The 26,493-nt window shown below is 37.7% G+C and carries 27 protein-coding genes; 17 read left to right on the top strand and 10 right to left on the bottom strand.

The genetic code is table 11. From position 1 onward, the window contains the following. Positions 1 to 9: 9 nt before the first annotated feature. Positions 10 to 690, top strand: a complete 681-nt coding sequence (locus J5J05_RS02375; protein ID WP_208559090.1) for a haloacid dehalogenase type II — start codon at positions 10 to 12, stop codon at positions 688 to 690. 56 nt (positions 691 to 746) lie between these two features. Here J5J05_RS02375 and J5J05_RS02370 read toward each other — a convergent pair whose 3' ends face one another. Continuing rightward, positions 747 to 1,256: a GNAT family N-acetyltransferase gene (locus tag J5J05_RS02370; protein ID WP_208559089.1), complete on the bottom strand. Its 510-nt coding sequence runs from the start codon at positions 1,254 to 1,256 to the stop codon at positions 747 to 749. A 115-nt stretch (positions 1,257 to 1,371) separates the two neighbouring features. Here J5J05_RS02370 and J5J05_RS02365 point away from each other — a divergent pair, with 115 nt between their 5' ends. The 5 genes from J5J05_RS02365 (at position 1,372) to J5J05_RS02345 (ending at position 5,571) form a co-directional block, all read left to right on the top strand. After that, positions 1,372 to 1,929 carry a class I SAM-dependent methyltransferase gene (locus J5J05_RS02365; RefSeq protein ID WP_208559088.1) on the top strand — a complete coding sequence of 186 codons (558 nt, stop codon included), beginning with the start codon at positions 1,372 to 1,374 and terminating at the stop codon, positions 1,927 to 1,929. A 467-nt stretch (positions 1,930 to 2,396) separates the two neighbouring features. Beyond that, positions 2,397 to 2,720, top strand: coding sequence for a nucleoside triphosphate pyrophosphohydrolase (locus tag J5J05_RS02360; RefSeq protein WP_208559087.1), 324 nt, complete (start codon positions 2,397 to 2,399; stop codon positions 2,718 to 2,720). A gap of 211 nt (positions 2,721 to 2,931) precedes the next feature. Then, a complete protein-coding gene (locus J5J05_RS02355) occupies positions 2,932 to 3,243 on the top strand; it encodes a hypothetical protein (protein WP_208559086.1) in 312 nt (103 codons plus the stop codon). A gap of 90 nt (positions 3,244 to 3,333) precedes the next feature. Further along, a complete protein-coding gene (locus J5J05_RS02350) occupies positions 3,334 to 4,176 on the top strand; it encodes an AAA family ATPase (protein ID WP_208559085.1) in 843 nt (280 codons plus the stop codon). A gap of 105 nt (positions 4,177 to 4,281) precedes the next feature. Next, entirely contained in the window at positions 4,282 to 5,571 is a 1,290-nt protein-coding gene (locus J5J05_RS02345) for a flavin monoamine oxidase family protein (protein WP_208559084.1), read from the top strand. Between the two features lie 59 nt (positions 5,572 to 5,630). Here the strand turns inward: J5J05_RS02345 and J5J05_RS02340 are convergent, their stop codons facing one another. After that, complete coding sequence (locus J5J05_RS02340) at positions 5,631 to 6,434, bottom strand: alpha/beta hydrolase (protein ID WP_208559083.1); 804 nt, start codon at positions 6,432 to 6,434, stop codon at positions 5,631 to 5,633. Beyond that, positions 6,424 to 8,007: a PucR family transcriptional regulator gene (locus tag J5J05_RS02335; RefSeq protein ID WP_208559082.1), complete on the bottom strand. Its 1,584-nt coding sequence runs from the start codon at positions 8,005 to 8,007 to the stop codon at positions 6,424 to 6,426. The genes J5J05_RS02340 and J5J05_RS02335 overlap by 11 nt, the downstream gene beginning before the upstream one ends. 116 nt (positions 8,008 to 8,123) lie before the next feature. On the opposite strand from J5J05_RS02335, the gene J5J05_RS02330 reads away from it, so the two are divergent. From J5J05_RS02330 to J5J05_RS02310, 5 genes are read left to right on the top strand one after another with little or no spacing between them, the layout of a single operon-like run. Beyond that, a complete protein-coding gene (locus J5J05_RS02330; RefSeq protein ID WP_208559081.1) occupies positions 8,124 to 11,135 on the top strand; it encodes a bifunctional FdrA/YlbE family protein in 3,012 nt (1,003 codons plus the stop codon). 4 nt (positions 11,136 to 11,139) lie between these two features. Continuing rightward, the gene (locus tag J5J05_RS02325; protein ID WP_208559080.1) at positions 11,140 to 11,958 is read left to right on the top strand and encodes an oxamate carbamoyltransferase subunit AllH family protein; all 819 of its coding nucleotides are present in this window, start codon (positions 11,140 to 11,142) and stop codon (positions 11,956 to 11,958) included. Between the two features lie 5 nt (positions 11,959 to 11,963). Beyond that, the gene (locus J5J05_RS02320) at positions 11,964 to 13,211 is read left to right on the top strand and encodes an MFS transporter (RefSeq protein WP_208559079.1); all 1,248 of its coding nucleotides are present in this window, start codon (positions 11,964 to 11,966) and stop codon (positions 13,209 to 13,211) included. Between the two features lie 18 nt (positions 13,212 to 13,229). Then, the gene (gene arcC / locus J5J05_RS02315) at positions 13,230 to 14,162 is read left to right on the top strand and encodes a carbamate kinase (protein WP_208559078.1); all 933 of its coding nucleotides are present in this window, start codon (positions 13,230 to 13,232) and stop codon (positions 14,160 to 14,162) included. Between the two features lie 18 nt (positions 14,163 to 14,180). Beyond that, complete coding sequence (locus J5J05_RS02310; protein ID WP_208559077.1) at positions 14,181 to 15,395, top strand: dicarboxylate/amino acid:cation symporter; 1,215 nt, start codon at positions 14,181 to 14,183, stop codon at positions 15,393 to 15,395. Positions 15,396 to 15,711: 316 nt separating this feature from the next. Here the strand turns inward: J5J05_RS02310 and J5J05_RS02305 are convergent, their stop codons facing one another. Both J5J05_RS02305 and J5J05_RS02300 read right to left on the bottom strand, forming a co-directional pair. Continuing rightward, positions 15,712 to 17,115, bottom strand: coding sequence for an aldehyde dehydrogenase family protein (locus J5J05_RS02305; RefSeq protein ID WP_208559076.1), 1,404 nt, complete (start codon positions 17,113 to 17,115; stop codon positions 15,712 to 15,714). A 161-nt stretch (positions 17,116 to 17,276) separates the two neighbouring features. Continuing rightward, positions 17,277 to 18,170 (bottom strand): glycine betaine ABC transporter substrate-binding protein, encoded by an 894-nt coding sequence (locus tag J5J05_RS02300; RefSeq protein ID WP_208559075.1) that lies wholly within the window; start codon positions 18,168 to 18,170, stop codon positions 17,277 to 17,279. A gap of 261 nt (positions 18,171 to 18,431) precedes the next feature. On the opposite strand from J5J05_RS02300, the gene J5J05_RS02295 reads away from it, so the two are divergent. The 3 genes from J5J05_RS02295 to J5J05_RS02285 all read left to right on the top strand — a co-directional run bounded on the left by J5J05_RS02295 (position 18,432) and on the right by J5J05_RS02285 (position 20,809). Continuing rightward, positions 18,432 to 19,178, top strand: coding sequence for an alpha/beta fold hydrolase (locus J5J05_RS02295; RefSeq protein ID WP_208559074.1), 747 nt, complete (start codon positions 18,432 to 18,434; stop codon positions 19,176 to 19,178). A gap of 118 nt (positions 19,179 to 19,296) precedes the next feature. Next, entirely contained in the window at positions 19,297 to 19,698 is a 402-nt protein-coding gene (locus tag J5J05_RS02290) for a hypothetical protein (RefSeq protein WP_208559073.1), read from the top strand. A gap of 115 nt (positions 19,699 to 19,813) precedes the next feature. Beyond that, entirely contained in the window at positions 19,814 to 20,809 is a 996-nt protein-coding gene (locus tag J5J05_RS02285; RefSeq protein WP_208559072.1) for an LLM class flavin-dependent oxidoreductase, read from the top strand. A 150-nt stretch (positions 20,810 to 20,959) separates the two neighbouring features. On the opposite strand, the gene J5J05_RS02280 is transcribed toward J5J05_RS02285, so the two are convergent. Both J5J05_RS02280 and J5J05_RS02275 read right to left on the bottom strand, forming a co-directional pair. Next, positions 20,960 to 21,484, bottom strand: a complete 525-nt coding sequence (locus J5J05_RS02280; protein WP_208559071.1) for a general stress protein — start codon at positions 21,482 to 21,484, stop codon at positions 20,960 to 20,962. 77 nt (positions 21,485 to 21,561) lie between these two features. Then, complete coding sequence (locus tag J5J05_RS02275) at positions 21,562 to 22,230, bottom strand: general stress protein (RefSeq protein WP_208559070.1); 669 nt, start codon at positions 22,228 to 22,230, stop codon at positions 21,562 to 21,564. Positions 22,231 to 22,475: 245 nt separating this feature from the next. Between J5J05_RS02275 and J5J05_RS02270 the strand changes: the two genes are divergently transcribed. Next, entirely contained in the window at positions 22,476 to 23,081 is a 606-nt protein-coding gene (locus J5J05_RS02270) for a histidine phosphatase family protein (RefSeq protein WP_208559069.1), read from the top strand. A 40-nt stretch (positions 23,082 to 23,121) separates the two neighbouring features. Here J5J05_RS02270 and J5J05_RS02265 read toward each other — a convergent pair whose 3' ends face one another. Both J5J05_RS02265 and J5J05_RS02260 read right to left on the bottom strand, forming a co-directional pair. After that, positions 23,122 to 24,225 (bottom strand): hypothetical protein, encoded by a 1,104-nt coding sequence (locus tag J5J05_RS02265; protein WP_208559068.1) that lies wholly within the window; start codon positions 24,223 to 24,225, stop codon positions 23,122 to 23,124. Further along, positions 24,218 to 24,772 carry a sigma-70 family RNA polymerase sigma factor gene (locus tag J5J05_RS02260; RefSeq protein ID WP_208559067.1) on the bottom strand — a complete coding sequence of 185 codons (555 nt, stop codon included), beginning with the start codon at positions 24,770 to 24,772 and terminating at the stop codon, positions 24,218 to 24,220. Before J5J05_RS02260 ends, J5J05_RS02265 begins: the two co-directional genes overlap by 8 nt. 181 nt (positions 24,773 to 24,953) lie before the next feature. On the opposite strand from J5J05_RS02260, the gene J5J05_RS02255 reads away from it, so the two are divergent. Beyond that, positions 24,954 to 25,433, top strand: a complete 480-nt coding sequence (locus J5J05_RS02255; RefSeq protein WP_208559066.1) for a DUF2975 domain-containing protein — start codon at positions 24,954 to 24,956, stop codon at positions 25,431 to 25,433. Between the two features lie 10 nt (positions 25,434 to 25,443). Further along, positions 25,444 to 25,659 (top strand): helix-turn-helix domain-containing protein, encoded by a 216-nt coding sequence (locus J5J05_RS02250; RefSeq protein ID WP_208559065.1) that lies wholly within the window; start codon positions 25,444 to 25,446, stop codon positions 25,657 to 25,659. A 74-nt stretch (positions 25,660 to 25,733) separates the two neighbouring features. Here the strand turns inward: J5J05_RS02250 and J5J05_RS02245 are convergent, their stop codons facing one another. Further along, complete coding sequence (locus J5J05_RS02245) at positions 25,734 to 26,195, bottom strand: hypothetical protein (protein WP_208559064.1); 462 nt, start codon at positions 26,193 to 26,195, stop codon at positions 25,734 to 25,736. Between the last annotated feature and the right edge of the window lie 298 nt (positions 26,196 to 26,493).

The following is a 26,493-nucleotide window of genomic DNA, read 5'->3' as shown; positions in this document are numbered from 1 at the left end:
TGGATAAAAATGATTAAGACTGTATTGTTTGATATGAACGAGACCTTACTAAATCTCAGTTTGTTAAAAGAAAAATTTGCACAATACTTTGATGGAGAATTTGTGATGGCTTATTGGTTTAAAACGGTTCTTCATTCTTCAACAGTTTTGGGTGGGTTGAATGAATATGAAGATTTCAGTAAATTAACGGAAGCTGCTTTAGAAAGTCTATTTATCGAAAGTGATAAAGAACTAACAGAAGAGACGAAACAAGATATCCTCGGGGCATTTCAAGCATTGCCAGCCTACGATGATGTAGAAAAAGCGTTAACCTTACTGAAAGACAATCAATTGACGGTCATTGCAGTCACGAATTCATCAGAGGCGATGGTAAAGACACAGTTAACCCATGCTAGGATAATAGACTTGGTTGACCGCTATTACTCTGTAGATACTGTTAAACGCTACAAGCCGTATAAAGCTATTTATCAATATGTAATGAAGGAAAATTCACTGAACCCAGAAGAGACGGTCATGGTCGCTACCCATGATTGGGATCTGTTTGGTGCAAAAAAAGCCGGACTCAAAACGGCTTACATCAAACGAAAAAACACCCAATTCAATCCGTACTACCCAGCGCCGGATTTTTCTAGTGATGCGCTCGAAGATTTGATGAAGGAAATAATTGAAAGTAACAAAACAAATAAATAAGAAGAAAATAAAAACGACTTAGATTTAAGTGTCATCTAAATCGTTTTTATTTTGTCTTAAGAACGCTGTGGAGAATATTTATAGTAACAATTGCCGTCTTTAAAGACGCCGAAAGGATCCTGAGAATAAGCAGGAATCTCGCCATATAAAACAAAGCCTTCTGATTGATAAAGGGCATTCGCTGGACCTTCTTTTTCGGTATCCAATAACAATAAGGTTCTGTTTTCCTCTTCCGCAACTTTTAAAGCATACTGTAGAATCGTCTTTGCGACGCCTTTACGACGAGCTTTAGGATGAGTCATCAGTTTTGCGATCTCAGCACGGTGCGGTGCGTTTTCTTTATCACTCATTTGCAATTGAACAGTTCCAACGATTTCATCATCTAATAGGGCAACGAACAAGCGAACCTGTTCAGACAAGACACCGTCCCAATAGTGAACCGCTGTTTCTTCGCTCATGGGATGTAAGAAGTTCATTGCCGCGCCAGAAGCTACGACTGCTTGAAATAATTCCACTAGTTCTGCTTGTTCAGTAGTGATTTTAGTAATCTCTTTAATTGTTATCATAATATCCTCCTCTATTCTTCTTGATTATAAAGTATTTCAATGTTCAAAAAAACAGGTAAAATAGTGAATAGTGAAAGTATTAAAAAAATCGATGATAAAAATAGGGGAGAATAGAGTGTCTCAATATAAAGAGAAATTAAGAGTAGTGATTGGTTCTGGAGGATATAATAATAATCCAGGATGGTTACATACGCAAGAAAATGAAATAAATTTAATTGAAGAAAAATCATGGGAAAGCCAATTTGAGTATGGTTCTATAGAAGCCATTTTAGCAGAACATGTTTGGGAGCATCTGTCTGTTGATGAAGGATCAAAGGCGGCTAAAATATGCTACCGTTATTTAAAGCCTGGTGGATATATAAGATGTGCCGTACCAGACGGTAACTTTAGAAACAAGGACTATCAACATATCATACAAGTAGGTGGTCCAGGACCGACAAATCATCCAGCTTCTAGTCATAAAGTAGTATACAACTTCGTGACATTAGCAAGAATATTTGAGGAAGCTGGATTTGAAATTAACTTTTTAGAGTATCATGATGAAAATGGTGAATTTCACTATGAAAATTGGGAAGAACAAGAGGGCGTAATCTATCGTTCGAGAAAGATAGATCCTCGTAATCAAGCAGAAGCTATGCTATTTCCCTCGCTAATGATTGATGCAGAAAAATGATAAACTATCAGGAGCTAGCACAACCGCTCATCATCATTACTAGCAAGGTGAAAAAGACAGTAATAGCAGTCATCGAGAGAATCGCTATAGAAAGTAATTTAGAAGTTATTGTGCTCAAGGAAAGACAACTGTAAATCCCAGTAACGGCAAGTGTCCACCATAGAACATCGAAAAAGATTTCTGATACACCAAATGATGCGAATGTGTTAGTGAAGAGCATTAGAAACGAAAGCATTTGGCTGAATAGTACTATAATCATAAATCGTCTAAGCTGTATTTTTTTTCGAAGAAAGTTGAGGAAAAATAAAAGAAGGATAAATAGGCAGATACGCATGAGCAGTTGTACAATAGACATAGAATATTCTCCTTTTGAACTGTTTGATATTTAGTTCAAGCATAGGTTAACTTTTCTAAGAAAAGGGTAAAATTAGTATAGGAATAACTTAAGAAGATTCGAGGTGAAGTAAATGGAACGATACGATAAATTAGTTAGAGATCGTATACCAGAAATGATTCAAGAGAATGGTGAAGCGTGTACCGTTAAAAGATTAAGAGGCAAGGATTATACTGAAGCGTTGAAAGGAAAATTAAAAGAAGAAGTAAAAGAATATTTGCTTGCTACTGATTCGACATCTTGCTTAGAAGAACTCGCTGATATACTAGAGGTTCTACATGGGTTGGCAAATATACATCATGTATCATTTGATACCATAGAACAACTACGCGAAGAGAAAGAAAAGGAAAGAGGTGGGTTTAAAGAAAGGATTTTCTTGATTAGCAAAGCGAAGTAATCAAAAATTTACAATAGTTATTCTTGACTTGTGCTAAACTATCTTTAGAAAGTAAATAACAAGTTAAATTGGAGATGATTTAAAAAGAAGTGAATAGGGTCAGAGAAAAAAAGCAGATTGACCGTATCGATAATGATAAAAGAATAGTTCAAGTGTATAAAGGTTTTTTATGTACTATTCGCATAAAATGAACATTGGGGAGATAAAATATATGAATAAAATAAAATTATTGATCGCTAGTCTATTGTTATCTGCGCTTACTATGTTTGTTCCAACTGTAGGTTTAGCGTTTCCTATGCAACTAACCTCATCAGTTACTAGAGGATTCCCGGTTGCATTCCTTGAATTTTCTAATCCAGCTGCTTATGAAAGTTTACGTTCTTTCTTTCAGTGGGAAAATTTTTTGTCTGTGAATGTTAATGGTTTAAATTACTTATTAAATACACTAATATGCTTTATCATTTTATTTCTTTTTAGTAAATTATTCTCTAAGAAAAAGAAACCTGCAAGACATGCACATTAATTAGTAGGAAACGCTATCCAAGCTTATTGTAAATTGAATAGCGTTTTTTAAAAAATAGAAAGTTTAGTGATTTTAGGAGGTAGAAGTGCTGTGTACATACGTTCCATAACATTTCCAGATCACGAAGTAGAAAGCCTGTACTTTATTTGCAAAGTGAAAAGAACAGTCTATTCTTCTTTTTATCCTTTTCAAGTATTGTCAAAAAGAGGATTAGAGCGTTTAGACTTTGAACCTGTAACGATCCTTTATGGAGGAAATGGTTCAGGGAAAACAACGGCTTTAAACATTATTGCAGAAAAAGATGCGCTTTACAATAAATCTTCTTTCTTTCCGAAATACTTAACGTTTTGTGAGATCGAAGAGACATTTGATCAACCAGCATTTAAACGAATCATTACAAGTGATGACGTGTTTGACTTTGTCTTGACGCTCCGTTCAGTCAATGAAGCAGTAGACGAGAAAAGAGTAGAAATGTTCGAGGAGTATTTGGATATCAAAAAGACAAAGTTTCAATTACGTTCACTCGAAGACTATGATCGGCTAAAGAAAATGAACGAAACGAGAAGAAAAACACAATCAAAATATGTTAACGATAACCTAATGAAGAATATTCGAGAACAATCAAATGGCGAGAGTGCCTTTCGTTACTTTATAGAAAAAATTGAAGAGAATGGACTCTATCTTTTAGACGAACCTGAGAATAGTTTATCTCCAGCGAAACAAATAGAATTAAAACAATATATTGAAGATGCGGCACGCTTTTTTAACTGCCAGTTTATTATTTCCACGCATTCACCGTTTTTACTTGCGATGAACCATGCTAAAGTTTACGACTTAGATCAAGAGCCTGTCGAGACGAGAAAGTGGACAGCTTTGGAACAAGTAAATGTGTATCGTTCATTCTTCAAAGAACATGAGAATGATTTCGATTAAATGCCAGTTTGTGAATAAAAGAATTCAAGACAGTCTTTTTGCTTTGATGGTTATCACTTGATAGGCTAAATACGATTAGAAAGAACCTGTTATAGGAGTGAAAAGATGAGCCATGAACAACAGCAAGTGAACACGATCATAATCGGTGCTGGACTTGCCGGATTATCAGCCGCAAAAGCGTTAAAAGAAAATGGGAAATCTTATAAGCTACTTGAAGCGACAAATCGTGCTGGAGGAAAAGTGCAGTCAAAAGTCTCAGTAGATGGTTCAGATTATGTTGAACTGGGTGCACAGTTTATAAATGAAGATATGATTGAAATGGTTCGATTGATCAAAGATTCAGGTATGACATTAGACCATACTTATTTAGCAGACGATGCCGTGATCATTAACGAAACGAAAGATGAAGTTGGTTATATAAATTTTGCACACCATGCAGAAATGTTGAAAGATCGTTCATTTATAGAAAATCATTCTTTGTCAGAAGTTGTAGATCAAGTCATTGAAGATGATATAGAAGTGAAAGCTATTAAGAGTTTTGTAGCTGCGGAATTTACAGTGAGCAGCGATTATATTAACCCAAAAGCGTTGAAGCGATTGATCGGTAATATCACTTTAGAAGAAGATGAAGTGAAATATCAAGCCTCTGGTCCGTTAAGTCAAGTAATCGATTATCTGGTTAATATATCAGGGACCAACCTTTTATACGAAGAGCCTGTAGAAGAAATCCAGAAAACGGAAGATGGTTATATCGTCAAATCAAAAACAGGGAACGAATTTACAGCTAAAGCCGTTGTGATTGCTGTTCCGCCTACTGTGGCACGCCGTATTCAGTTCAGTCAGAATCTTAAAGAAAGGTTTTATCCTGCCTTAAATAGTTTTATTGATGGTGCGGTTATTAAATTGATTTTCACCTATGAAGAACCTTTCTGGCGCCAAATCATGATCGATGGGGAAAAGAAAAATTTATTCGGTGTATTGTTTGGCGAAGAAGAAGGGGTAAACGTGATGGAATCGTCAAAAAAAGAAGGGGCAAACCGTTTGACGATGTTTATTGGTGGCGATAAAGCGATAGAACTTGCGCGGGTTACGGCTGAAGAAAGAAATAGCTTTGCGGTGAATCGGTTAGCGCAGGTTTTAGGTGATCGAATCGTAGATTATCAATCAGTAGAAGAGAAAGTTTGGGTCGATTCTCCTTACTATGGCGGAGGCTATGGTGGGCTCACACATTTTGGAGGGAATTTCGAGGCAAAACGTGCGCTCAAAGAGCCTTTCATGAATGTTGTATTTGCTAGTACCGAATTAGCGCCAGCATTTCCTCAATTCATGGAGGGCGCTGTTCGTTCAGGAAAGTATGCAGTTGAACAACTGTTGACTCAATCATATAAGAAGTGATTTTAAAGTGAGAGGTTTCCCTATTCAAACGAGTGAAGTTTGAGTAGAGAAACCTTTTTTTATATTAACCATTGATCTAATTTATTTAGAGCTGCTTGTACTTGTGGATGATCTGTTTGCTTCAAAAAATCATGCTCTAAATCATAGACAGGAACAAACTGACTGCCAGGAACTTTTTTCAGTTGCTTACTATAACGGAAAGGAACCTCTTGGTCGGTTGAACTGGCTGAACTGAAGATAGGAGGAAACTGTTGCAGCGTCTCTTCAGCTATCGAAAAATTAGCTAAAGGCGTTTTGTCGAAACCATAGTACGCAACTAATTTTCCCTGTTGAATAGCCTCTACATAAAGCAGGTATCGCTGCATCAAAGGATCGTCCCAGATTTCTGAATGCTTATCAAGGGAATCGATGGCCGAAGAAGCGACCGATTGATCTGATAGCTTTCTCTCTTTTAAGATAAAGTCAAAATCAGTATAGCCATAGAAGTGAACCAATTGTTCTGGTAGTGAACGTCCGTTTTCTAATAAGGTTTTTGTTAAAGCCAGCATTAAATAGCCACCTGCAGATCTTCCACAGAAACTAAAAGGGGCGTCTTTAATGACTTCACGTTTCAATTCATCAACATTAACGACAGTCTGTTGAAGGATGATTTCAAGCGTATGGTTTGGTGCTAATAAATAGTCAACGGCTATAACAGTGTATCCGTGACGATTAAATAAATCGACTAGAGCAGAGGGGATATCGCTTTTACTTCCATAAACGAATCCGCCCCCGTGAAAATAAATAAGATAACGTGGGACAGTTTCTTTAGTTGGATAAATCGTCGCTTGTGCGCCAGTAGCTAAAGTGTACTTATAACTCATTGAATTGACTCCTTTTTTTCAGTTGTAGTAAATATGTGCCAATCTCATAATTAACCAATTGAATAGGATTTGTCAAATCAATGCCTAAGTTTTTCTCGATTTTATTCAGACGATAACGAATGGTTTTGGAGTGTAAGAACAAGGTTTCCGCTGTTACTTTAAAGTTCCGATTGCTCTGGAAAAAAGTATAGAGCGTTTCAAATAAATCAGGATCGTTTTCCCAAAGTTGATAAAGGGAATCGGGTACGATTTGATCGATTTTTTCTAATTGATTCTCTCGGACGAATGATCCAAAGATACCTAAATCGTCATAGCCTAACAAAGAAGCGATATAGAATTGACGATTGAACTTAAAAATATCCTGACATTCATGGAGGATTTCTTTCAGATCTGCTTTAGATTTAACCCGACTGATGGCTATCGTATCTTTGTTTTTTTCAAGATGAAGATGATCAAAGATAGTGGCAGCTTTTGCTTTTGTGACAGCCGTATTCGGGTTAGGAATATTATATAAAATAATAAAGTAATTTAGATGTTCGAAGAATATATGACGCGTTTTCAATTCGCGTAACTTCGATAAAATTTCTTGTTTATGGGGATGGTCTTCATACATATCTGAAGAAAAAGCAATTCCTTGGAAATAGTCAAACTGGTTCATATCGGCTTCTTCTAATAAATGAGTGAGTTCTTTCAAATTCGAGCTGTTATTTTGTAAAATGGCGTCCGCTAAGTTATTCAGGCGGGTAAAGCGGTCTTTTTTTATAATGTATTCCATCTGCAAATGTTCATAAATAACGTCGATGACATTCTCAATGATCATCATTTTAGATTCAGCAATCTCTTTATTTTTTTGATAAACCAACAATGTGCAATTTTCTGTATGAGAATTAATAATAGCTACTTTTATAGCCGTTATTTGTTGGTTATGTTCGTGGGAAAATAATTTAAGATATTCATAGCGGTTTTTTGTAAAGGGAATATTCTTCATAGGACTGGCATCCATCATGACGTAATTAGTATACGTATTCCCTAGATGAATCGCGACGTCTAAGCTAGGAATCGTTAAAGAGCAAGACTTCCCAATCAATTGATAGAATTCTTGCATGATTTGATCGAAGGAAGATAAATTCCTTTCTAGTTTCATAAAGCGTTGTCTGACATCATAATAAGTCCGCAGTAAATGAGACTGATGATTGATAATGGGTTCGTAGACAGACAACATGATGGCTTCGTAACTGACCTCTTTAGATACCTTGATCAAAGGAATACCGTATTCAATGCCAAGTTCAATTACCCAAGTAGGGATCATCACAATAAAACGATCTACCTTGATAATGAGTCCGCTGACACCAATTTTGCTCATTTTCTCAAAAAAAGCACGGACTGTTTCTTCAGATTCATGAGAGAGGGCGTAAAAAGAAGTCAGAATCAGCTGATTTTTTTTACTCCATTTTTCAATATCGATCGCTTCAAGGACCATCACAGATTCCAAAAGATTATCTAGACCGATTTGCCCAGTTAATACTTTGGCTGAATCTAACAAATCTAACTCAAGTAAGTCTTTTATATACATATTCTTTCCTCTTTTCCCTTTATGGATAAAAATTATAGCAAAATTTTAGACATTTATCCAATGAAAGCGAAAACACTTCTCGTTACAATGTAGTTAAGTTAAAAGGAGGAAACGAAATGTTGCATACAAAAGTGTTAAAGAACAATTATCAAGATTCCATCAATTTGATGTTGTTGACGAATACGATCAATGATTTCGAAAAAGTCAACATGAGTCAAATCATGATGGGGACAGATGCCAATAAGGACATCTTGAATAATACAGATTTATTGAGTTCAGAAGCGAAAGAGGCTTCACCAAGTGATTTAATGATCGTTGTAGAGAGTGACGACGATGATATCATGGATGAGGTTCTCCCAGCGGTAGATACCTTCTTAGCAGATCTATCTTCAAAAAATAGTGGAAATGAGAATAAAGCTGTTGAAACATGGGATGAAGCTTTATCTGCTCTTCCAGATGCAAATGTTGCTTTGTTTAGTATTCCTGGTGAATACGGAGCTTCTGAAATGGAAAGAGCGCTTAAAAATGATTTACATGTCTTCTCCTTTACAGATAACGTATCTGTAGAAGATGAAGTTCGTTTAAAAAACTTAGCACATGAAAAAGGCTTGCTTATGATGGGGCCAGACTGTGGTACAGGGGTTATCTCTAGTATACCAGTAGCCTTTACAAATGTTGTTTCTCCTGGAAATATCGGTGTAGTTGGAGCTTCAGGTACGGGTATCCAAGAAGTAACAACAATCATTGACCGTTTAGGCGGAGGAGTCGTTCACGCTATCGGTACTGGTGGCCGTGACTTAAGCGATAAAGTCGGTGCGACAACAATGAAAGATGCCATTGTAGCGTTAGAGCATCACGATCCAACTGACGTGATTTGTGTGGTTTCTAAGCCACCTGCAAAAGAAGTAAGAGATGAAGTTGTTCAATTACTTCAAAGTATTTCAAAACCAGTTGTTGCGATCTTCTTAGGCGAAAAACCAGAAGCGCATCAAGGTAAAGTATATCTTGCACACACATTAGAAGAAACGGCGCAAATCGCTGTTGATCTAGCAAATGAAGAAACGGTAAAAGAAAATTACTTTGAAAAAGTTGAAAAACCATCTCAAGAAACATTATCCGAAGATAAAGTCGTTAAAGGTCTTTATTCAGGTGGAACATTAGCTTCTGAAGCGGGTATGTTGATTTCTGAAGCACTAGGATTAGAAGGCTTAGTGAAAAAAGAAGGATATGTGCTTAAATCTAACGGATATGACGTTATCGACTTGGGCGACGACATTTATACACAAGGTAAACCTCATCCAATGATCGATCCTGAAGTTAGAATCAGTAAAATCATGGAACTAGCGAAAGATGCTAAAACTGGGATTATCTTGTTCGATGTGGTGCTTGGATATGGCGCGCACCCAGATATGGCTGACGCATTGATTCCAACAATCAAACAAGCGCAAGAAACGGCTAAAGAAGATGGTCGTGACCTTTACTTTGTTTCAACTGTTTGCGGAACTTCAAAAGATCCACAAGACTACCAAGACTCTGTTAAACGCTTGAAAGAAGCAGGTGTGCTTGTAGCTGAAAGTAACGCAAAAGCTGTTCAATTAGCACTACAATTGAAAGGTATCTCGTTATCTGAACCAAATAAATCGGTTGTAGCATACGACGGAGAAACGATTGAAGTCCCAACAGTAAGTGATAAAGTGATGGAACTATTAACAACTAAACCACGTATCATCAATGTTGGACTACAAAGCTTTAATGAATCTATCACAGAATACGGTGGCAAATCCGTACAATTCAACTGGCGTCCACGTGCTAGCGGAAATAAAAAAATGATTCGTATTTTAGATGCACTAGAAGAGCATACTGAAATGATTGAAAATGAAAATCAAAAAGTTACAGACAAAATGAAAAATGCACAACCATTCTTGATAGACGTAGTTCCAGCGAACACGGTTATTCCTGAATTAAACGAAGATCAGAAAACAATCCTTCATGCAGGACCACCGTTAGACTGGTCAGATATGACTGGACCGATGCAAGGCTCTTGTATTGGTGCTGTACTCTTTGAACGTTGGGCTGATAACGAAGAAGATGCAATCAAGTTACTGGAATCAGGCGAGATCAGATTCATGCCTTGTCACCATGCAGGCGCAGTAGGACCAATGGGCGGTATCACTTCAGGAAATATGCCAGTATTGGTTGTTGAAAACAGACTAGAAGGTAACCGTGCGTACTGTATTTTGAACGAAGGTATCGGAAAAGTACTTCGTTTTGGTGCTTACTCTCAAGAAGTTATCGATCGCTTAGACTGGTTGAAAGATGTATTAGCACCTACGCTATCTAAAGCATTGAAATTAACTGAAGAAGGTATCAACTTAAACGTAATGATCGCACGCTCTATTACAATGGGAGATGAATTCCACCAACGTAATATTGCCGGATCATTGAACTTCCTGAAAGAAATTTCACCATTGATCATCAAGTTGGATATGGATGAGCAAGAACGTTATGAAATCATTAAATTCTTGGCAGACACTGATCAATTCTTCTTGAATATCATGATGGCAACAGGAAAAGCAGTTGTAGATGGTGCAAGAAAAGATACTAAAGGAACTGTAGTTACAACCATGACACGTAATGGTGTGAACTTTGGTGTGAGAATTGCTGAAACTGGCGACGCTTGGCATACAGCGCCTGTTAATACACCTCGAGGACTATACTTCACAGGATTCTCTGAAGAAGATGGTAATCCAGATGTTGGAGACAGCGCGATCACTGAAACAATTGGTGTAGGTGGTATGGCAATGGTTGCTGCACCAGGTGTTACACGTTTCGTTGGTGCCGGTGGATTCGATGATGCACTTGCAACATCAAACGAAATGGCAAAAATTTGTGTGGGTCACAACCCAACATTCTCTATTCCAACTTGGGACTTCCAAGGTACTTGTCTAGGAATCGATATCCGTAAAGTAGTGGAAACTGGGATTACACCAACAATCAATACAGGTATTGCTCATAAAAATGCTGGTGTTGGTCAAGTCGGTGCGGGTACGGTTAAAGCACCATTAGGCTGTTTCGAAAACGCACTAGAAGCCTATGCAGAATCACTAGGAATCAACGTAGAAGGATAAAAAAATGATCAGCGCATATTTACTTCCACTATCAAAATTTGGAAATAAAGGCACGATTCACAGTGTGTTCAACCGTTCGTTCAATATACTTGTGAATCAGCAACTGATTAATATCACAAACTACTCAGATTATTTTTCTAGTTTTGGGATTCGCTTATCTACCGAGCAATATAAAGAAATGTTTCCTTATATCCAGCAAGGCAATTTAGTGAAGATCAAACAGAATACACTCATCATTTACAGTACGGTAGGCGTTTATACGTTGAATGTCGATGAAATGAAAGTAATTGATTTGAATGTGCGTTCATTTAAGTTAACTAAAAATGAACGAGATAGACTGAGACAAGATTTAGAAAAACGAAACCTCCCTCAACAGATTGGTATCCCTATGGATGACAAGACAAGAGAAAGGTTAGAAGCATTAAAAAGCAGCAGTAAAGACTGGAAAGCAGACTGGGAAAAAAGTGTTCACTTTCTGACTGGAAGAGGACACGGATTGACACCAAGTGGAGATGATATGCTCGTTGCTTTTCTAGCTATACTGCATGCGGCGGAAGACGAAAGAGTTGAAGTATTGGCTTCAACTCTTCTTCGTACTCGCTTTTCAACAACAGACATAAGTCGTGCCTATATCGAAGCTTCTATAGAAGGCTATGTCAATTCAAGGGTCTACAATTTGTTGTCCTATATAAAAAATGGATTAGATTCAAAACGACTTATCGAGTTAGAGGCATTATTACAAATTGGACATTTCTCTGGAAAAGATTTAGCTTATGGCATGTTGTTAGCACTTCAGAATATAGATGAAAATGAGAAAGGATGAAAAAAATGGCAGCTGTTAGTAAAAATAAACCAGTTAAAGTAAGTCAGTATTACTGGATGAAAGTTGTAGCAATTTTCTTCTTCGGTTGGATTATCATGTACGCTACAAGAACGATCTTCAATCCGATCATGGGTGTAGTAGGAGAAGAGTTCGGACTAAGTAATACGCAATTAGGACTTGCGAACAGTATCTTCTTCCTGACCTATGCAATTGCCCAAATACCATTTGGTGTACTTGGTGATAAAATTGGTAGAAAATTAGTCATTACTTTAGGATTCATCGGTTTAGCGATTATGACGTATCTAAGTGGTGTTGTAGCAACATTCGTGATGTTCTTAATGATTCGTGCATTTGCGGGTCTTGGACAAGGGGCTTATTACGGACCACAATATGCATTATCAACAGAATCGATTCCTGACAATAAACGTACATTAGGAAATGCAATCATCAATAGTGGTATGGCTTTTGGTACATCTGGTGGGTATCTACTATCTTCTAGATTGGTGCTAGAAAATGGCGAACACTGGAGTAAACCATTCTTTATCATGGCTGTTCCAACATTGATCGTGGGAATTATCTTCTACACTATGCTTAAAGAAAAGGTTATCCGTCCTGGAGATGCTGAGCCTGTTGAAGAAGAAGAAACAAAAGAAAAAATCTCCCTTAAGAGTATTTTCTCAAACCGTAATCTACTTGCAGCATTTATTCTATGTTTTACAAGTATCTATGCCAACTTCGTTATTATCACGTGGTTGCCACAGTTCCTTATTGCAGAACGTGGATTTGAAGGCGCAAGCGTAGGCTTCATCTCTTCATTAGTTCCTTGGGCTTCTATTCCAGGTGCGCTGATCTTTGCGAAATTGAATGACAAAATGGATGCACCGAAAAAATTAGTTTATATGTTAGTTCCACTAGCAATCTTATCAGTCTTCTCTATTGCATTCGTAACGGACCGCTCATTACTGATTGCTGTACTTGTGTTATACGGATTAACAGGTAAATTAGCACTAGATCCAATCATGATTACTTTTGTAACTAAACATGCTTCATCATCTTCATTAGGAACGACTTTAAGTGCCTATAACTTTATTGGGATGTCAGGTTCTATCCTTGCACCTTATTTAACAGGTTATTTAGCAGATACGCTAGGTTCTATGCAAGTCGGTTTCTATCTAGCTTGTGTGTTGCTAGTCATTGGATTAATCGCTTTTTCTTTCTTAGCGAAAGACAACAAAAAACTGAAATCACTTTAAAAAAGGAGTAAGATTTAGATGAGTTTGAATGTAATTGCATTAGGTGGGAACGCCATCTTAGAAACAGATCCGACCGACGAAGGTCAAAAAGAAGTCATTAAAAATGCTGCTAAATATATTGCGGATTTTGTTGAAAAAGGCGAACAAGTTATTGTTTGTCACGGTAACGGACCACAAGTGGGGAACTTACTACTCCAACAAAAAGCTGGAGACAGTGAACAAAATCCTGCACTAGGTCTAGATACTTGTGGTGCTATGACCCAAGGAAGTATTGGTTATTGGGTCCAAAATGCCCTAACGAATGAATTGCTCAGTAGAGGCAACAAAATGCCAGTCGTTTCTATGGTTACACAAGTTAGAGTGGATAAAGATGACCCATCTTTTAAAAATCCATCTAAACCAATTGGCCCGTTCTTAACAAAAGAAGAAGCAGATGAAGAAGCTAAAAAAGACGGCGCAGTTTATATTGAGGATGCCGGAAGAGGATATAGAAAAGTTGTGCCTTCACCAATGCCTCAGGAAATCATCGAAAAAGATGCAGTGAAAGCACTCGTAGATGCAGGTGTATTAACAGTTTGTGCTGGGGGCGGAGGCGTTCCTGTCTATGAAGATAATGGACAATATATTGGTGTAGAAGCAGTAAATGATAAAGATTTTTCTGCACGTGTACTGGCTGAAAACGTTAATGCTGATCGCTTGATCATTTTAACGGGCGTTGACAATATTTATATCAACTATAATCAACCAGACCAAAAAGCGCTTGAAGAGATTACCGTTCAAGAAGCAAAAGACTATATCAAAGAAGATCATTTTGCAGCCGGTAGTATGTTACCAAAAATTGAAGCTGCTATCAGCTTTGTTAAAGACCATGATTCAAGAAAAGCGATTATCACATCAATTGAAAATCTTGAAAATGTTGATCGCAATGCTGGTACGGTCATCAGCGCATAAGAGGGGATCAGGATAATAGTGAAAAAGCCAACGATGCTGACTAAAATTGTGATAGCTGTTTTTATAGGCGTCGGTTTCGGATTTTTATTTCCAGAAATCAGCGGATCTCTAAAACTTGTTGGAGATATTTTCTTAAGACTGATACAAATGGCGATTCCTGTATTGATTCTTGGACAAATTATTCAAGCTGTTGGAAGCATCGAGTTTAAAGAACTGACGAGTTTAGGTGGGAAAACAATCGTCGTCTTTCTCGTTACTTCCCTATTGGCAGCTGTATGGGGAATCATTGTCGCTTTAGTATTTGATCCAGGAAGCGGAATTACGCTAGAAGCAGGAAAAGGCGCAGCTATAGAAGCACAAGAGTTATCCATAACAGAGACAGTATTAGGTTTTTTTCCAAAAAACATCTTTGATTCTTTATCTCAAGGATCAATTGTTCAAATTATTGTCTTTGCCTTGTTCTTCGGTGTTGCTTTAAACCGATACTTGAACAGTCATCCCGAATCGCAGTTACTGAACCTATTCGTAGAGTTTAATGAAGTGATCATTCAATTGATTCGATACGTCATGGTGCTTGCACCAATCGGAATCTTCGCATTAATTGCCTCTACGATCAGTACGCTCGGAGGACAAATTATTATACCGTTGCTCAAGTACCTTTTAGTATACGGTATTGGAACATTCTCTTTCCTGATAATCAGTTCGATTATACTGGCGATATTTTGTCAGGTTAGTCCGATTAAACTAACGCAAAATATGAAGAACATCTCTGTGATGGCATTGGCGACAACCTCTTCTGCGATTACGCTGCCGCTTTCTATGGCAGAATCACAAAACAGATTAGGTGTCAGTAAGCGAATCAGTAATCTCGTCTTGCCACTAGGGATGTCGCTGAATAGTACCGGATCAGCGATGCATATGGCAATAACCGTAATTACGATTGCTCAAATCTATCAAGTATCATTTGATGCCCAGATGATGATTTATCTAGCAATTACAGCGACCTTTGTTTCACTAGCGAATGCAGTGGTGCCTGGCGCTGGACTGGTTTCACTGGCGATCATCGTTCCACAAATGGGACTACCGATTGAAAGCATTGCTGTATTTGCAGGTGTTGAGTGGTTCGTAGGGATGCTGAGGACTATACTGAATGTTAATTTAGATGTATTCACGGCAGTCTATGTAGCGAAGTCAGTGGATGAGCTAGATTATACGATTTTTGCTGAAAAGTAAGCTGTTTTATTTTTAGATCAATGAGTGAAATATGAATGAAAAGGCTGGGGCAGAAGCTCCAGCCTTTTTTAGTTGGTATTTAAGCGATTTGATAGAAGCGTTTGAAATGTGAAGATTGTCGAAGTAGTTTTTGCACGTATCAAGCACAGAAAATGAAACAAATTTGTTTATCATGGCAATAATCTGCTAAAGTATAATAAAATAAAAAAAGATTATTAGACGAAAAAACCGCTGAGGAAATTGTAAAATACAATTCTCTCAGCGGTTTATCTTTCATTAAAGGCTATATTTCCTAGCCATATTTTCGTATTTCAGCTTAATTGAAGATCGCTTTAATCTCGAAGTAATCTTCAACGCCATACAAGCCATTTTCTCTACCTCTTCCGGATTGTTTGTAACCTCCGAAAGGTGCTTTAGGAGTACGGTCAGCACCATTGATCAGTATATTTCCTGTACGGATGCGACGAGCGACTTTGATAGCTTCTTCTTCTGGTCCAACTACGCCACCTGAAAGGCCATAGATAGAGTCGTTTGCTAGTTCGATTGCTTCGTCAACTGAGTCATACGTGATAACAACTAAAACCGGCCCAAAAATTTCTTCTTGAGCAATCGTCATGTCGTTCGTAACATTGACGAATACTGTTGGTTCAACGTAATAACCAGTACGATCCATCTTATTACCGCCGATCAATACTTCTGCGCCTTCTTTTTTACCTTTTTCGATATAGTCTAAAACAGTCTCCATTTGACCCTCTGAAACGAGTGGTCCGACGATTGTATCATCTTCTGCAGGATCGCCGACTTTGATATCTTTATAATAATTTTTGATAACTTCTTTCGTTCTTTCTAATTCATCTTTTGGAACGAATAGACGAGTCAGTGCAGAACAAGTCTGTCCTTGATTATGCAAGACTGTATCGGCTGCATTTTTTACAGCGACCTCTAGATCTCCACCTTTAAGGTAGATCATTGGTGATTTACCGCCAAGCTCAAGTACTAGTTGCTTGATAGATGTTTTGGCTTTCTCGTATAAGCCAGAACCAACTTTAGTTGATCCAGTAAATGAAATAACTGAAACGTCTGGATGGCTCGTTAAATAATCACCTGTTTCGCTACCATTACCTGTAACTAAATTGAACACACCTTTCGGTAAACCGGCGTCATGTGCGATTTCAGCTAACAGTAAAGCTGTCAGTGGTGTTAAGTTTGGTGGCTTCACCACAACGGTATTCCCTGCAAGTAAAGCAGGTGTGATTTTTCTTTGGATCTGGTTCAGTGGATAGTTCCAAGGTGTGATACAAGCAACAACCCCATATCCTTCTTTAATAACCGTAGCATTATCGACTTTTTCTTCGAAATTATAGTTTCTGATTTCTTCTAGCGTACCGGCCATTTCATCTACTGCTAGACCGACTTGCGTCTGATCAGCGAATATAGCGGAAGTACCTAATTCTTTAATCATGATAGCCATTAAATCTTGTTTTCTTTCTTTAATACCATTTAATAGTTTTTCTACGTAGTCTGCTCTAACTTGAGGGCTAGTCTGATTCCATTCATCAAATGCGAATTTCGCTGCAGCGACAGCTAAATCAACATCTTTCTGGTTGGCGTTTACGACTTTGCCAATCACTTCTTCTGTTGTTGGATTGATGACTTCTGCATAATCGGTTGATTGAGCTTGTTGCCATTCTCCGTTATAGTATAATGTTTCTTTTCTCACTTAAAATCATCTCCTTACCCCCCATTATGTAAAAATCTTTTTAAAAAGCCAACCGAAAGACCTTGTGAAATTAAATTGTGCCCTCAAGTTGATGACAAAGAGCGATATGTAAACAAAAAAAGCCCAGTAACTAGCATACTGAGCTTTCATTCTTAATTTTCTTATTCTTCTACATAAGCAGGAAGATCTTCAATGGAATCAATTTCCATATAAGAAGGGACGATATACCCAACTTGGGTACCGTGAAGGTTAACCCCTAAATCTTCTACTTGGTCTTTATATTCAGCAATCAGTGGACCTTGAGTGGTTGGTAACCAGACAGCAACAGTCGCATCCGTTTCGCCAGCAGCTAGCGCTCGAAACATGATAGCAGGATCAACATTTGTGATCATGACATCATAACCTAATTCTTCCAATACAGCTGCGACAACATGACTTGAAGCTCGTTCCGTATCCCAAGGGAAAGAAACAAGATCAAACGATTCACCATCAACCGTATCGATGCCTTCTTTCCAGCTATCTACTTTATCACGATTATCAGCGATCCAGTTTTCCGTAGCTTCTTCAAATTCAACATCGATCGCATCGACCATCACTGCTTGCATGTCTTCAACGGTCCAATTGAAATTTTCTAAAAGTGCATATGCTTCGGGTTTATCTTCTTTCAAACCGAGCCGAGCCATGGAATGAATATCTTCAGCATCGCCCAATACATTCTTTGGATCTTCTAAAAATTTAATATCATATTCTTCAAAAATGAAATGAGGTCCCCAGCCTGTAATGACAACGGGCTCTTTGCGTTTTATTGCTTGATCTAATGCGACCAGCATACCAGCAGTCGAACTTTCATGAATTTCCCAGCCAGCCAAATTATCGTAGGCCTCTAGTGGTTTCCTAGATGTTTCTGCAATACCAGAACCAGGTTCCATTCCCATAAGGGTGAAATCCATTTGTTCTCCAAGATTCATTTCTTCTCGGGGTTTTCTATCTCCACAAGCGCTCATGACTAGAGCCATAGCTGTAAGAGAAAGAAGCTTGAATGATGCGTTTTTCATTTTTTCCTCCAGTGAGTTCTGCTTCATTGATCCAAGGGTATAATGCCTTGGAGAAAATCGTATTTTTTAGCTTATCTGCAGTAAAGTCACACAGATTTTACTAGCCTATCATAAATGCATACCTACATCAAAATATATTCTTCTAATATTAGCTAGAGTGAGGAGTTTCTCATACAAACAATGAAAAACCGATAAGGATTAAAACGCCAAACTGTTCTAAAGCAACGGTTTGCTGTATTCTTATAGGCGAGGTGGAACAAGATGAAACTGATGATTAGAAAAAGAAGTATCGGTAATATTCCATTACTGGAAGTGGTGGAAAGAGAACAAAGAAACAGGCTATTACCATTGGTCGTCTATTACCATGGCTGGCAGTCATCAAAAGAACTGGTATTGACACAAGGGCGTAAGTTAGCAGAGGCAGGGTTCAGAGTACTGTTACCTGATGCTGCAAACCACGGTGATCGTAAGCAACCAATCATTCAAGTGCCGTCACTAACATTCTGGCAAAGTATTCAAGCGAATTTATTTGAGTTTGGTTCTCTCGTCAATCATTTCAAGAAATTAGGGTTAGCAGATGATCGTGTAGCAGTTGGCGGTGTTTCAATGGGCGGGATCACTACATGTGCACTAATGACGAACCACCCAGAAATCAAAGTAGCTGCTTGTGTAATGGGGTCGCCGAAGCCGGTTTACTACCGTGAACGTATTTATGAACTAGCAACGGCATCAGGTCGCTATGTGCCAGATGATTATTTGAACTTATTAGCTTGGATACCGTATTACGATCTGTCATTGAGACCAGAGACACTTGCTGGTAGACCGATGTTATTCTGGCATGGGAATGAAGATGAAATCGTTCCATACAGCGATGCGGCAGAATTTGTTGCAGAAAATCCTGATGCGAATCTGACGTTTATAGAAGAAGACGAAAAGCATTTGGTTAGGGTATCAACTATGGAAAAAATAACGGCTTTTTATGTAGAAAAAATGGGCATCAATCAGTAATTGTCTGATTGACATAAGTGGATAAAGTAGACTGTTGGATTTAATAAGAAAGCAGTCTACTTCATTTGTGTTAGTCTAGCTAGCAAGAATTTTGGGAGATCAATTAGGAGGGGGAACTATGAGCTATTATCATGGCATAATCTTTTTTCAAACATTCATAGGGATATTTATTTTTATGAGAATAGGATATATGATCATTTTGATTAAAAGGAAAGAAATTTCAAAAAAATGGTTCACCCTTCTTGGTTTACTAGCACCGCTACTTTTTTACCTATTCGTAAATTGGACGATGCCACTATATAAAGATCTTCCAAAAGCGCTCCGTAATCAGACGGAAGTAGTAGAAGGAAAGATTGAGAGTGTTTATTATCCGGACAATACGGATGGATTTGTCATGAATGGTATCGAATACCAGAGAAATCCATGGGTATTGAAACCTAAGGTAGATGAACAGTATAAGTTATATTACTTACCCAATAGCAAATTCGTCGTAAAACATGAAAAGATATTGGAGGAATAAGAGATTTTATATTGAATCTTTCAATTTACTTAAAATGACTTAATTCATTACCAATGCGTAACAGTCAATTCGGTGGTATACTAAAAGTAAGTAAACAGAGAGGTTGATTGTAAAAATGAAATTAAGCGTATTAGATCAAGCACCGATTACAGGTGGGAAAACACCTCAAGGAGCGCTTGAGAAAGCTGTAGAGCTTGCGCAAGTAACCGAAGAACTAGGCTATCATCGCTTCTGGTTAGCCGAACACCATGGTAGTGATGCATTCGCTAGTTCTGCGCCGGAAATCGTTGCGGCTTATATTGCTGCAAAGACCAGCCGAATTCGCATTGGTACGGGTGGTACGATGATTATGCACTATTCACCGCTCAAAATGGCCGAGGTGTTTAAAACGTTGAGTGCATTGGCGCCGGGAAGAGTTGATTTCGGTATAGGACGTGCACCAGGAGGAGATCAGCGCTCAATCTATGCGTTGTCTCAAGGAAATAATCCGGATTTTGATCATTTATACGAAAAATTAGATACAACTTTGACCTTGATGCAAGACCAAGTACCAGAAGAGATGCTCTATAAACATACTATTGCATCGCCACAAAAAGTAACATTACCTGAATCTTGGTTATTAGGCTCTAGTGGAAACAGTGCGATTGAAGCGGGTCGTCGAGGACTTGGTTATTCGTTTGCGCAGTTCTTTATGTTAGGTTCGATGCGAAAAGAAATTTTTGAATTATATCGTTACCACTTTAAACCTTCTGCGTTTATGAAGGAACCTGAGATCAATGTTGCTTATTTAGTGACTGTAGCGGAGACGAAAGAAGAAGCAGAGTATCAAGCGAAACCTCAAGACATTGCACGCATTCGCTTAGCTCAAGGGCGAATGGAACCGCTGATGACGCCGGAAGAGGCGAAAGCTTATCGCTTATCGGAAGAGGAAGAAGTCGCAATCAAAACGAATCGCCAAATTCATCTAGTGGGTACCGCAAAAGAGGTTGCAGATAAGTTGCGTCAGGATACAGAAGAATTCGGTTTTGAAGAAGTAATGATCTGTAGTATTGCTCATTCTCAAGAACAAAGATTGAACACCTACCGACTACTTGCTGAAGAAATGCTGTAAAGGTATGTAGAATATACTAAAGAGACATCAGTTATAGTACTGATGTCTCTTTTTACGCAAAAAAGCTAAAGCAGGAATGAAAACTGCTTTAGCTTCATTGAAATAATAGGTGCTTATATCAAAAGTATCCTATTTTTCTAGTGTAATTTCTTAGTGTTTTTTGCTGCCTTTAGGATCTGTTGGGGTTACCTTTTTTTGATCCATCGTATCGAGTGCAGGATCAATCGCTGTTTGGTTAATAGAGCCTACAGCGACTTCTGGGTTAGTAGAAATGGGATCAGCCACAGAGTTTGCTGAAGGATCAGTATTTTGCTGATGGTTTGAATCCACTGCACGATCAACGTTTGGATTTTCATCAACTAAAACGACGATACGTCCGTTACGGAGTTCATCAGTGTACCCATCTAGTGCAACATTTTCATTTTCTGTAGTATCGTTTGAAGTATCCTCTTTGTCATCAGTGAAAACATCTTTGATTTTATCGACTAGCGACTCATCTTTAGAATGGTTTTCACCGTAGACTTTAGTATGGACATTCGTTGAAAGATAACTGTTCGTGGCGTCATTAGAAACAAGCGTGATATCGCTGCTGTCATATCCTTTAGCGATTAAAGAATCAACTGTTGCATTCGCTTCTTCGGCTGTTTTGTAAGTTCCATGTACATATTTAGTCATAATGAAGGTTCCTCCTATTAAATTTTTTGATTACTTACTTGATCTGATTATATTATTTTACGATTTTTCGAAAAATATTAAAGTTTAGGATTATTAGAATCAACTTTTATATGATCTGTACTACTCGTCTCATGTTTAGGTTGAGTGTTACCTGTATATTGATCTTGTTTACCAGCTGTTTTTGAAACGTCTGGTGTACTGGCTGCTGAGTGATTAGGTTCATTCGTATATTGATCTTTCTTGCCTGCAGTATGAGCAGGGTCAGTTGGATCGATATCAGGATGATCGGCAGGTGTAATCGAGTGATTCTCAGAAGTATGATCATCATCTTCTACAACGATATCAGCGCCTTGGTTAACAGGGTCCACTACTGGCATATCTGAATTGTTTGTGTGATTTGAACCAGTTGACGTCTTGCGACCTGCGTTCTCATTTTCATCTACTAAAAGAATCAAACGACCATTGTCTAATTCAGTTTCATAATCATGTAATAGTTTTTGGTCAGCATCATCTGTATGGGTATCGTCTGAGCCGGTAAAGAGATGTTTGATTTTATCGATCATAGAATCATCGTCTGAATCTTGCCCATAAACTTTGACAGGGATGTCTGTTTCTATACTATCTTTGGTACGACTGCTTGTCACTAAAGTCATATCTTTTTTATCGTATCCTTGAGTAAGCAGTGTTTCAACCTTTTGGTCAACTTCTTTAATTGTTAAATAACTTCCTTCTACAAATGTGTTCATTTACAATTCCTCCTATTGAATCTTACAATATTTGGTTATAAAACAAGTATAGTGAGCATACTTTTTTTTTACAAACTATACGACCTTAGATGGGAGTGTATAGGGTGCATAAACGTAATATTTAATCTTTGTTACACAACTGCGATCGTATTATAATATCATTAATAAAAGAGCTTTCATTCACAAATTAATGGTAGAGTCAAAAGATAAACTCATTTTGTAGTTGTTTAAGGAGGAGATTTAAATTGAAAAAAATCATCACCATTCAACATACCGAATCTGTCCATCATACAAATGGCATGATTGGGTCATGGACGGATTGGGATTTGACAGAAAAAGGAAGAAAAGATGCTGACCAAATTGCGAGAGTACTAACAGATGAGTTTGATCTAAGTGAATATAAACTGTATGCCTCTGATTTAAAACGAGCAGTTCAAACAGCTGAAGCTCTAGCTGCACTAGTAGACTTAGAAATAGAGAGAGACATTAGAATCAGAGAAAGAGATTTAGGAGAGGCTTGTGGGAAATCTGTAAAGTGGTTAAAAGAAAACATTGTTAAGCATGAAAAGACAATTGACGATAGAATATTTCCTTCAGCTGAATCACAACGGGATTCTTGGGAACGACTCCGGCCCTTTTATAAGCAAATCATGGAAGAAGGGTGTGCAATCATCGTTGCTCACGGAGATATTCTAAAGCAGTTCCATTTAATGATGCTTGGATACGAGATCGATCATTTAGAGCAGTTAACATTTTACGGGAAAGCCGGGGGAGTCTCTGAATTTACCATTACAAGCGAAGGGAAAATGATTGTCCACAAAATGAATGATGCAAGTTATAAAAAAGCATGAAATAGAGAAAAGAAAGTGATCACCACTTTCTTTTCTCTATTTAGTCTAGTTCAATCGTGATAGGTTCACCATAGGGCTTGAAGTGTGCATCCGTCCCTTCGGGAGAACCACCTGAATAAAGCTGAAGTGTCAATGATTTAGAATTGATTAGTTCTTTTTGGGTAATAGAAGAGGCAGCTTCAGAAAATTTAAAGGTATATTCAGTAGTGCCTTCTAAAGTGAACGAGCTGTCACGTTCAAACAAGATCGTTTCACCGGTATCGGTTGTTCCGCGAAATTCCAATAATTGGTAGATATCTTTTGTTGTTGAAAGTTGCACATTGATATAAGTGGAAATTGGATGAATAAATAGCGTGTCGATCTCATAGTCATAAGAATCAATGGGAACTGTGAAATCTAATGGATACGACTGAACGGAATCTGTTAGAAAAGCTTTGGATGTTTGTTCTGTAAAAGAAGCGCCTCCTTTTACAACTGTGGGACCTGTTATACTCTCACCCGGGATAACTAGATTTATATTCTTTACGTCAATCTCAATGTTCCACTCTTTTGGTAGATCGTCTATTTCGTTTAGTACTAACGTATAAGTCCAGCTCTGGATTTTATTATTTGATTCGAGTAGTTCACCGGTTCCCCAAAAAAGATCATTATCAAACGGTATGCCATTCACCTTAACGCTCATCTCTTCAAAGCCTATGAACAAGGTGTCTTCTGGAGATGAGGTAAGGTCAACTAAAAAGTTAAACATCAATTTCTGATCGATGACCACAAGTTCTTCCATCTTTACATCAACATCCCCGATAGACTGAATCTGATCAAAAGAAACGGCAGCATCTGAAGGTGTCGACTGTCCGAGTGCTTCTGAAATAGAAAAATGAATATCTTGTAAAAGTGAAACGGTCGTTGCTTGTACCTTTTGAAAAGTAGCGGTTTGACTAAACAATAAAAGTAAACAAACGACAGCCGCTACTAAATATCCAGGGTGAGTGGGGAAGCTATGTGTGCGTTTAGATCTTAGTTGCTTTTTTAACTTTTTAAGATGCTGTCTTTTTTCTGTTTTTGAAAGAGAAACTGTTTTGAGAGAATGCGTTTCCGTTTTTGTACGATTCAATAATGTATAGATTAATTTCTTGTCTTTAGTCATATCCGTTACCTCCCGTTTTAAAGTAGTGTCGAATCAATGCTTTACCTCTGGATACTCTGCTGTAAAATGCACCCTGAGATAGACCATGTTTCTCTGCAATCTCTGATGTTGTGTATGTCGAATCAAAAATATCTTTAAACAGTTTTCGGTCAGTTTCTTTTAACGGTAAGAGTAATTCATGCAGTTCGATTTGCCAAAGTTCTTTAGAAAAAGGTGTATCTTCATAAGTGGTTTTTGGGGTTACTTGTGTATCAATATCTAAAAGCAAGGAGTCAGATCGATATTTCTTTAAGTAATTAATTGCACGATAACGTGCAACTGAACAAATCCAATTTTTAAAACTAGATTTAGTCGAATCGTATTGATCGATATGATTCCATACGGCTAAAAAAACATCATTAAGACATTCATCTTGTCTATCGGGTAATGCATGAAGGTATTTTTGAATCACTGATTTCAATAGACCCCCATAGTTTTCGATCAAAGCGGTCAAACCCGACTCTTTCCGTTGTGATAACTTTTTAATGATCCAATCGTCTTGCTTCATCCAATCCCCCCCCCAGTTTACTTCTCTTATATATACAATCATTAAACGCGTTATCTGTCAATTTTTGGTAATGTTATATAAAAAACATTTAACATTATTGATTACCGATAATTATCTATTGTTATTCAATTTAAAACATGATATAGTTTTTGAAGAAATCATTATAGAAAGAAGTTGAAGTATGCAAATCAGGACGATACTTTTAAAAATTACGTTAGGCTTACTTGCACTAGGGACAATTGGTTTCAACTTTCTCGTGTTACCTTGGGTCACAAACTTACTTAAGACAACACTTCCTGATATGACGATTCTACATCCTCTCACACAAGGCGCACTAATCACTACGGGTGTTTGCTTTTTATTTATGGTAGCACAGTCGTTCAAACTCATCGTACATATTGATGAAAATGAAGCTTTTTCAGTCAGCACGATCAGCTGTTTGAAAAACATTCGAAATGCTGGCAGTATGATGACAGCTATTTATCTGATGTTACTGCCAATCGTTTATTTAGTCGCGGATAGAGATGATGCACCCGGATTAATTTTAATCGGTTTATTCTTTTTATTTTTCTCAGCGGTTATCGTAGCATTTGCAGATGTCTTGAACATCCTGTTTTCGAACGCTCGAGCGTACAAACTTGAAAATGACTTAACGATATGAGGAGATTATTATGGGAATCATTGTAAACTTAGATGTAGTATTAGCGAAAAGAAAAATGTCGGTTACCGAACTTTCTGAAAAGGTGGGTATCACGATGGCCAATATATCGAATTTAAAAAATGGTAAAGCAAAAGCTATCCGTTTCTCAACACTAGAAAAGTTATGTGAAGTACTGGAATGTCAGCCGGGGGATATACTGGAATACGGACTCACTAGTATTAAATAGTGGGATAAAAGATAACATAAAAAAAGACAAAGGTAGCCATTTTAAAAATCGGCTACCTTTGTCTTTTACTTATTTTATAGTCCATCTTTCGTTAAGTCGTGATCGTCGTCTTTGGGAATGCTTCCAGGTTTATCGTCATCATCTCCTACAGGAACATTACCAGGCGTGGGATTATCTCGTAGTGCACTGTCGCTTGTCGGATCAGAGCTTAGATCCGGACTAGGTACTGGATCTTCAGCTGGACTATCCGCTTCGAAGTTTGTTTTACCAGTTTTTTGGTCGTTATTGATACTAGCATCTTCTTCTACAAGAGCGACTAACTTTCCGCTTTCGATATCTTCTTTATAATCGTTTAGTGCTTCATTCGATGTATCTGTTGAAACGTTCATAGATATATCGGGAGAAAGCTCGGATTTTTTGGATTCACTTGTTACGAATTGAATGTCTTCTTTAGCATAACCTCTTGTAACCATTGCATTTAATGCATGTACCGCGTCTTCCATTGATGCATAACTACCTTCTACAAATTTACTCATTTTCTATTCCTCCTATAAGTTAAATCGGTTAACTACATACGATGATTTAGTTGTTACTGAGCGTGTCAGTTTGTTTAAAAGTCAGGACGATTTTCCCCTATTAGTTGGCTAAAGCTTCAATCCAAGTATCTTGATTCCAGTATATTAACCATGCTTATGTTTTACAATTAATACGATTGGTAGACCAAACGACCAAAAAAGGTGGGCTCTGTGTCAACTGGTGTTGGTAACATTAGTTACCCTTAAGAAGATCTATCGGTTTCATTCGATAGGTCTTCTTTTTTTAGGTTTCATTTTT

It is taken from the genome of Marinilactibacillus kalidii (assembly GCF_017599325.1).
GTDB classification, from domain to species: Bacteria; Bacillota; Bacilli; order Lactobacillales; family Carnobacteriaceae_A; genus Marinilactibacillus; species Marinilactibacillus kalidii.
Note: the sequence above shows the minus strand (reverse complement) of the source record. Positions and strands in the feature narration are given on the sequence as shown.

Excerpts from the sequence above, each read along its gene's own strand:
- J5J05_RS02325 (WP_208559080.1), top strand. The coding sequence starts at position 11,140 with ATGATCAGCGCATATTTACTTCCACTATCAAAATTTGGAAATAAAGGC.
- J5J05_RS02330 (WP_208559081.1), top strand. The coding sequence starts at position 8,124 with ATGTTGCATACAAAAGTGTTAAAGAACAATTATCAAGATTCCATCAAT.
- J5J05_RS02300 (WP_208559075.1), bottom strand. The coding sequence starts at position 18,170 with ATGAAAAACGCATCATTCAAGCTTCTTTCTCTTACAGCTATGGCTCTA.
- J5J05_RS02285 (WP_208559072.1), top strand. The coding sequence starts at position 19,814 with ATGAAATTAAGCGTATTAGATCAAGCACCGATTACAGGTGGGAAAACA.
- J5J05_RS02375 (WP_208559090.1), top strand. The coding sequence starts at position 10 with ATGATTAAGACTGTATTGTTTGATATGAACGAGACCTTACTAAATCTC.
- J5J05_RS02340 (WP_208559083.1), bottom strand. The coding sequence starts at position 6,434 with ATGAGTTATAAGTACACTTTAGCTACTGGCGCACAAGCGACGATTTAT.
- arcC (WP_208559078.1), top strand. The coding sequence starts at position 13,230 with ATGAGTTTGAATGTAATTGCATTAGGTGGGAACGCCATCTTAGAAACA.
- J5J05_RS02345 (WP_208559084.1), top strand. The coding sequence starts at position 4,282 with ATGAGCCATGAACAACAGCAAGTGAACACGATCATAATCGGTGCTGGA.
- J5J05_RS02265 (WP_208559068.1), bottom strand. The coding sequence starts at position 24,225 with ATGACTAAAGACAAGAAATTAATCTATACATTATTGAATCGTACAAAA.
- J5J05_RS02290 (WP_208559073.1), top strand. The coding sequence starts at position 19,297 with ATGAGCTATTATCATGGCATAATCTTTTTTCAAACATTCATAGGGATA.
- J5J05_RS02320 (WP_208559079.1), top strand. The coding sequence starts at position 11,964 with ATGGCAGCTGTTAGTAAAAATAAACCAGTTAAAGTAAGTCAGTATTAC.
- J5J05_RS02280 (WP_208559071.1), bottom strand. The coding sequence starts at position 21,484 with ATGACTAAATATGTACATGGAACTTACAAAACAGCCGAAGAAGCGAAT.
- J5J05_RS02275 (WP_208559070.1), bottom strand. The coding sequence starts at position 22,230 with ATGAACACATTTGTAGAAGGAAGTTATTTAACAATTAAAGAAGTTGAC.
- J5J05_RS02355 (WP_208559086.1), top strand. The coding sequence starts at position 2,932 with ATGAATAAAATAAAATTATTGATCGCTAGTCTATTGTTATCTGCGCTT.
- J5J05_RS02295 (WP_208559074.1), top strand. The coding sequence starts at position 18,432 with ATGAAACTGATGATTAGAAAAAGAAGTATCGGTAATATTCCATTACTG.
- J5J05_RS02245 (WP_208559064.1), bottom strand. The coding sequence starts at position 26,195 with ATGAGTAAATTTGTAGAAGGTAGTTATGCATCAATGGAAGACGCGGTA.
- J5J05_RS02370 (WP_208559089.1), bottom strand. The coding sequence starts at position 1,256 with ATGATAACAATTAAAGAGATTACTAAAATCACTACTGAACAAGCAGAA.
- J5J05_RS02260 (WP_208559067.1), bottom strand. The coding sequence starts at position 24,772 with ATGAAGCAAGACGATTGGATCATTAAAAAGTTATCACAACGGAAAGAG.
- J5J05_RS02335 (WP_208559082.1), bottom strand. The coding sequence starts at position 8,007 with ATGTATATAAAAGACTTACTTGAGTTAGATTTGTTAGATTCAGCCAAA.
- J5J05_RS02360 (WP_208559087.1), top strand. The coding sequence starts at position 2,397 with ATGGAACGATACGATAAATTAGTTAGAGATCGTATACCAGAAATGATT.
- J5J05_RS02250 (WP_208559065.1), top strand. The coding sequence starts at position 25,444 with ATGGGAATCATTGTAAACTTAGATGTAGTATTAGCGAAAAGAAAAATG.
- J5J05_RS02255 (WP_208559066.1), top strand. The coding sequence starts at position 24,954 with ATGCAAATCAGGACGATACTTTTAAAAATTACGTTAGGCTTACTTGCA.